Genomic DNA, 6,609 nt, shown 5'->3' on the forward strand with positions numbered 1-6,609 from the left:
GGCCGGCGCGGCGCCCGACCCGGCGACGACGCGCGACGCCGCCCGCCTGGCGCGGGAGGCCGCGTCCGCAGGCGATCTCGTCGCGGTGGGCGTGGCGGCGCGGGCGCTGGCGGGGCTAGGATAGGCCGGCGCCCCCGGACTCCCTCTCCCGCCATGCGGGGGAGGGTCGGGGTGGGGGCCGTGCCACAGCGGACGCCGCGAAACCCCACATGACGCGCAAGGCTTGGGCCTGGGCCTTCTACGACTGGGCCAACAGCGCCTTCCCCACGGTGGTTTCCACCTTCGTCATCGCCGCCTATTTCGCGCAGGGCATCGCGCCCGACGCCGCCACGGGCCAGGCGCAATGGGGCTGGATGCAGTCCGCCGCGGGGCTCGCCATCGCGCTGCTCTCCCCGGTGCTCGGCGCCGTCGCCGATGCCGGCGGGCGTCGCCGCACGCTGCTCGCGCTGTTCACGCTGCTCACCGCGGTCGCCACCGCGCTGATCTGGTTCGCCCGGCCCGATCCGGCCTATGCGCTGTACGCGCTGCTCTGCGTTGGCCTCGCCACCATCGCCTTCGAGGTCGGCACGGTGTTCTACAACTCCATGCTGCCGGAGGTCGCGCCGCGCGAGCGGCTCGGCCGCGTCTCCGGCCTGGCCTGGGGACTCGGCTATGCCGGCGGGCTCGCCTGCCTCGCTGTCTCCCTCGTGCTGCTGGTGCAGCCCGATCCCGCGCTGTTCGGGCTGGACCGCGGCCAGGCCGAGCATGTCCGCGCCACCGCGCTGCTGGTCGCCGCCTGGCTGCTGGTCTTCTCCTGGCCGGTGCTGCTGGCGCTGCCCGACCCGCCCGGCCGCAAGCCGTCCTGGTCCGACGCGGCGGCGAAGGGCCTGGCCGAGATCCGCGACCTGCTGCGCACCCTGCCGCAGCGCCCGACACTGACGCGCTTCCTGGTGGCGCGGCTGTTCTACACCGACGGGCTGAACACGCTCTTCGCCTTCGGCGCAATCTACGCCGCCGGCGTCTTCGGCATGCCCTTCGAGAAGATCCTGCTGTTCGGCATCGCGATGAACGTCGCGGCCGGCGGCGGCGCCGCGCTCTTCGCGCTGGTGGAGGACCGCGTCGGGTCCCGCCGCATGGTGCTGGCCGCGCTCGCCGCCATCATCCTGCTCGGCGCGCCGCTGCTGCTGACCACCAGCGAGACCTGGTTCTGGATCCTCGCCCTCTCGCTCGGCCTGTTCTTCGGCCCCGCCCAGGCCGCCAGCCGCGCCTTCATGGCGCGCATCGCCCCGCCCGAGGAAGCCGCGGCCTGCTTCGGCCTTTTCGCCCTCTCGGGCCGCGTCACCGGCTTCCTCGGCCCGGCCGTGCTGGCCGCCGTCACCGCCGCCACCGACAGCCAGCGCCTGGGCATGGCGACGGTGCTCGGCTTCCTCGCGCTCGGCGCGCTGATCCTCGCGACGGTGAAGGAGGCGGAGTAGGCCGCCCTGATCTCACCGCCGCGCCAGGTAGGCGTAGAAGGCGCTCGCCCCGAAGAAGCGGTTCTCGGCGGCGGCGCGCTCCAGCGCGTCCACGAAGGCGTTCGCCTCCTCCGCCGGCAGCACGCCCGCCTTCGGCAGCAGCACGCGGAAGCTCGCGATCCCGGCCTGCCAGAAATCCATCCGCCCGATATCCGCCATCAGGTAGCCGCGCGACCACGCAAGCTCCAGCCCGGCTTCCGCCAGCAGCCGCGGCATGGCCCGCATCACCCGCGGCTGCGCCACGATGCCCCGCTGCACGGCGAGGTCCGTCGCCTCCCCGCCATCCCGCGCGTCCGTCGCGAAGGTCATGGAGGCGTAGTCACCATCGAACACCACCAGCCGGCCGGCCCCGGGCCGCAGCAGCCGCCGCCCCTCCGCCAGCACCGCCGAGGGGTCTGCGACATGGCTGATCAGCGTGTGCATCAGCACCACGTCGAAGCCGCCTTCCGGCAGCCGCAGGGCATGGGCGTCGCCGACGCGGAACTCCACCCGGTCGGCCAACCCCTCCTGCTCCGCCAGGTGCCGGCCGGCCTCCACCAGATGCGCGCTGATGTCGATGGCGAGCACGGGCCGCCGCAGCGCGGCCTGGCGCGCGACGCTGCGCGCGGCCACGCCGGTGCCGCAGCCCAGGTCGAGCACCCGCGCGCCGCCCTCCAGCGCCAGCTCGGCCAGGTAGTCCGCGATGACCTGCTGGAAGAACGGGTGCCGGCCCCGCGCCTCCAGCCGCGCCGCCATGACCCCCAGCGTCTGCTCGTCCAGATGGAAGGTGCGCCCATAGACATCGGGCGACCGGAGCCGCGTCTGGTCCATCGCGTCCTCCCCCCGTGGCGGGGGGAGGGATGCTACGCCCGGTCGACGGGGAGAGGGGTCACGCCGCCGCGACGCCGTGCCGCGCGCGGCCTGCTCACACGCCGTTGAACAGGTAGGCCGGCATGGGCTGGGTGTTGTCCACCACGCCCTTCACGCCCGGCACGTTCTCCGCCAGCACCTTGAGGCCGCGCTGCACCGCGGCGCTGCGGCTGAAGCCGTGGAACTCCACCACGCCGTCCTTCACCTCCACCATGGTGTAGAAGGTGTCGGCCCAGGGCTCCTTCTTCATCGCCGCCAGCACCGCCCGGCGCACACGGTCATCGGAGAACTCACCCTGCTCGGGCGCCGGCCCGACGAGCGCACGCAGCAGGTCGGCGCGGGAGACGATGCCCTTCAGCCGCCCGTCCTGCGTGACCAGCACGCGGCGGATGCCCTTGTCCTCCATCAGATGCGCCACGGCGGAGGCCAGCGTGTCCGGATCCACCGCGATCGGCGCGGTCGTCATCACGTCGGCCGCGGTCACGCCATGGGTGCGCGCGTAGCGCTCGGCGTCACGCTCCTGGTTGGCGAACAGGCTGGCCAGCCAGCCGCCATGCTTGTCCTCCTCGCCGGCCAGGCGACGGATCAGGTCGGCCTCCGTCACGATGCCGCGCACCTGGCCTTCCGCGTCCACCACCGGCACGGCGGAGATGCCTCGATCCGCCAGCAACCGCGCCATCGCCAGAACCGGGGTCTCCGGCGGCACGGTGATCACGTCCGGTGTCATCAGGTCCCGGGCTCGCAAGCTGGTCATCGGGTCTCTCCCTCTGCCTCGATGCAGGATGACACGATGTTAGGCTCCGGGACCACCGGCCACCTTGACGCAGGTCAACCGCCGGCCCTTTCGCGCCGCGCAGGGCGCCTGTATCTCTGGCCCGGAGAAAACGCAGGGAGGATGCCTTGGTGACGCCCGTGATCGGCCGCCGTGCGCTCGCTGTCGGGGCCGCGGCCCTGGCCATGCCGGCCCTGGCCCGCGCGCAGACCGCGACGCAGATGTCCATCGCCACGGGAACCACCGGCGGGGTCTACTACCCGCTGGGCGGCGCGCTGGCGAACTACCTCTCCCGCGGCATCCCGGGCATGAGCGCGACAGCGGAAGTCACCGGTGGCTCGGTCGCAAACTTCCAGCTGCTCGGAGCCGGGCGCGTCGGGATGCTGTTCGGCCAGGTGGACGCGGCGGTGGACGCGATCCGCGGCGCCGGCCCCTTTCGCGGCCGCACCGTGCCGGCGCGGGCCATCGCGGTGCTCTACACCAACCGCATGCAGGTGGTGACCACGGCGGCCACCGGCATCCGCAGCATGGCGGACCTCCGGGGCAAGCGCGTCAGCACCGGCGCGCCGGGCTCCGCGACCGAGCTCTTCGCCTTCCGCGTCATCGCCGCCGCCGGGCTGGACCGCGAACGCGACTTCCGTGCCCGCGAGCGCCTCTCGCCGGCCGAATCCACCAATGCGATCCGCGACGGCAAGCTCGACGCCTACTTCTTCGTCTCCGGCGTGCCGACCAGCGCGATCACCGACCTGGCCGCCACGCCGGGCACCACGCTCCAGCTGATCGACCATGCCGACCTGCACGCGAAGATCGTGGAGCAGAACGGCCCGGTCTACTTCCCCGAGGTGATCCCGGCCGGCACCTACCCCGGCCAGGTGCGCGACAACCAGCAACTCTCGGTCGCGAACATCCTGGCGGTGCGGGAAGACAAGCCGAACGACCTGGTCACCAACATCCTGCGCATCGTCTGGGACAACCGGGAGGACTGGGCGCGCGTCCACGCGGAGGCCCGCAACTTCACCCTCGCCGCCCAGAAATCCGCCGCCGCCGGCATCCCGTGGCACCCGGCCGCGGAAGCGTTCTGGCGCACGGCCGGCGCGACGCTGGCGTGAGCACGGTCGTCCTGGGGAGGGCGTTGCCCTCCCCAGACCCCACCCACCAGGGGCATGATGCCCCTGGACCCGCGTCAGTCGTGGGCGGGAGAGGGAGGGGGCATCACCGGCGCGCCGCTTGCTGTACGCGCACCATGCCCCCTCCCTCTCCCGCCCATCAACTCATGGGTTCCAAGGGCCCTCTGGCCCCTGGCCGGGAGGGTCCGGGAGGGGCGGCGCCCCTCCCGGGACAGCCCGTGCCCATCCCGGCGTAGGGCCCGGTCCGCGTGTCCAGCACGGTCCTGCCGCCCGAGGTACCGACGGGGGCGCTCGACGACGCGACGGCGCGCCGGGTCGAGGCGCTGATCGAGCAGGAGGAGGGCGCGCAGAACCGCCTGCCCGGGCTGCTCGGCCACATGGCCGTGGCGGTCGCGCTGGCCATGTCGCTGTTCCATCTCTGGGCGGCATGGGACATCGTGCCGACCACGACGCTGCGCTACGTGCATGTCGGCTTCGCCATGGTGCTGGGCTTCGCGCTGTTCCCGATGGCGCGGCGCTTCCGGCACCGGCTGATGGTCTGGGATGTCGCGCTGATCGCGGCCGGCATCTACGTGGTCTGGTATCTCGTCGCCGGCGGCGACGACCTGCAGGACCGCTACGTCTTCCCCGATCCGATGGACCTGGTGGTCGGCTGGATGCTGATCGCCCTGGTGCTGGAGGTGACGCGCCGCGCGACGGGCTGGATCATGCCCGTGGTGGCGATCCTGTTCCTGCTCTACGGCTTCTTCGGCAACCACCTGCCGCCGCCCTGGCAGCACCAGGGCTACGACGCGGAACGCCTGGTGCCCCACCTGACGATCACGCTCGAGGGGATCTTCGGCACCGCGGTGGACGTCTCCGCCAGCCTGATCGTGCTGTTCACCATCTACGGCGCGATCCTGCAGGCCTCCGGCGCGGGCAAGTTCTTCGTGGACTTCTCCTTCGCGCTGACCGGCGGCAAGCCGCAGAGCGCGGGGCGGACGGTGGTGCTCTCCTCCTTCCTGCTCGGCGGGCCGTCGGGCTCGGGGGTGGCCACCACAGTCACTCTGGGCACCGTGGCCTGGCCGATGATGAGGAAGGTCGGCTACCGCGCCGACGATGCCGGCGGGCTGCTGGCGGCGGGCGGGCTCGGCGCCATCATCTCCCCGCCGGTGATGGGCGCGGCGGCCTTCCTGATCGCCGAGTACCTGAAGATCGGCTACCTCGACGTGCTGGTCATGGCGATCATCCCGACCTGCCTCTACTACGCGTCGCTGCTGTTCATGGTGGAGCTCGACCAGCGCCGCATCGCCGCGCGCCGTGCCGACGCCGTGCGGCGCGGCGAGATGTCGGCCGAGGAGCTGGACGCCGCGACGAAGATGCAGGTGGACCCGGTGGGGAAGCTGCTGCGGCTCTACGGCTTCCACTTCTCCACGCTCGTCGCGATCGTCGTCTTCATGGTGATGGGCTACTCGGCGACGCTGTCCGTGCTCTACGCCATGGTCGTCGCGGTGGCGCTGAGCTACCTGCGGCGCGACACCGCGCTGACGCCGCGCAAGCTGCTGGACGCGCTGGCCGGCGGTGCGGTGCAGTCGGTCGGCATCGCGGCCACATGCGCCTGCGCGGGCATCATCGTCGGCGTCATCACGCTGACCGGGCTCGGCCTGAAGTTCAGCGACATCGCCATCCAGGCCGCCGGCGGGTCGCTGGTGGTCACCGCCATCTACACCGGGCTGATCGTCTGGGTGGTCGGCCTCGCGGTGCCGGTCACCGCCAGCTACATCATCTGCGCGGTCGTCGCCGCGCCCGCGCTGATGAAGCTCGGCGTGCCGGACTACGCGGCGCACATGTTCGTCTTCTACTACGCCGTCCTCAGCGAGGTCTCGCCGCCCACCGCGCTGTCGCCCTTCGCGGCCAGCGCGATCACCGGCGCGGGCCCCTACCGCACCACGCTGATGGCCTGGAAATACACGCTGCCCGCCTTCATCCTGCCCTTCGTCTTCGTCACCGACCCGGAGGGGGTGGGCCTGCTGCTGCAGCTGCGCGGCAACATGACCTGGATGGACGTGGCCTGGCAGGTGCTGCTGGCGACGATCGGCCTCGCGGCGCTGTCCGCCGCCTGCCAGGGCTGGCTGCTGCGCGCCCTGGCGGGGTGGGAGCGCTGGGCGCTCGTCCTCGCGGGGCTGCTGATGGTGTTCCCCGCCGCGCTGCAGGCGCTGCTGGCGGACCTGATCCCCGCCCCGCATCTGGTCGGGTTCGCGCTGGCCGTCGGGCTGATGGCGTTGCAGTGGCGCACGCGCCCCGCCTAGTCGCCCTGCTGCTCGCGCTGCTGGCCGGCGCCTGCGGCGACACGCCGGCCGCGGAGGCGCTGCGCCGCGCCGTGCCCGCC

Annotated in this window: 5 protein-coding genes; 3 read left to right on the forward strand and 2 right to left on the reverse strand. The window is 72.7% G+C overall.

The features are described 5' to 3' along the window. Window positions 1–209 precede the first annotated feature (209 nt). Entirely contained in the window at window positions 210–1,454 is a 1,245-nt protein-coding gene (locus OZN99_RS22450) for an MFS transporter (RefSeq protein WP_270937486.1), read from the forward strand. Window positions 1,455–1,466: 12 nt separating this feature from the next. Here the strand turns inward: OZN99_RS22450 and OZN99_RS22455 are convergent, their stop codons facing one another. Both OZN99_RS22455 and OZN99_RS22460 read right to left on the reverse strand, forming a co-directional pair. Continuing rightward, window positions 1,467–2,303, reverse strand: a complete 837-nt coding sequence (locus OZN99_RS22455) for a methyltransferase domain-containing protein (RefSeq protein ID WP_270937487.1) — start codon at window positions 2,301–2,303, stop codon at window positions 1,467–1,469. 94 nt (window positions 2,304–2,397) lie between these two features. Then, a complete protein-coding gene (locus tag OZN99_RS22460; RefSeq protein ID WP_270937488.1) occupies window positions 2,398–3,096 on the reverse strand; it encodes a CBS domain-containing protein in 699 nt (232 codons plus the stop codon). Window positions 3,097–3,245: 149 nt separating this feature from the next. Between OZN99_RS22460 and OZN99_RS22465 the strand changes: the two genes are divergently transcribed. Both OZN99_RS22465 and OZN99_RS22470 read left to right on the forward strand, forming a co-directional pair. Next, complete coding sequence (locus OZN99_RS22465; protein ID WP_270937489.1) at window positions 3,246–4,223, forward strand: TAXI family TRAP transporter solute-binding subunit; 978 nt, start codon at window positions 3,246–3,248, stop codon at window positions 4,221–4,223. Between the two features lie 266 nt (window positions 4,224–4,489). Then, on the forward strand, window positions 4,490–6,529 hold the full coding sequence (locus OZN99_RS22470; RefSeq protein WP_270937490.1) for a TRAP transporter permease: 2,040 nt from the start codon (window positions 4,490–4,492) through the stop codon (window positions 6,527–6,529). Window positions 6,530–6,609: the final 80 nt, after the last annotated feature.

The organism is Falsiroseomonas oryzae (assembly GCF_027856955.1).
Lineage (GTDB): Bacteria > Pseudomonadota > Alphaproteobacteria > Acetobacterales > Acetobacteraceae > Falsiroseomonas > Falsiroseomonas oryzae.

What these genes read in the sequence shown, in the direction of transcription:
- OZN99_RS22455 (WP_270937487.1), bottom strand. Translation starts at nt 2,303, where the DNA reads ATGGACCAGACGCGGCTCCGGTCGCCCGATGTCTATGGGCGCACCTTC.
- OZN99_RS22450 (WP_270937486.1), top strand. Translation starts at nt 210, where the DNA reads ATGACGCGCAAGGCTTGGGCCTGGGCCTTCTACGACTGGGCCAACAGC.
- OZN99_RS22460 (WP_270937488.1), bottom strand. Translation starts at nt 3,096, where the DNA reads ATGACCAGCTTGCGAGCCCGGGACCTGATGACACCGGACGTGATCACC.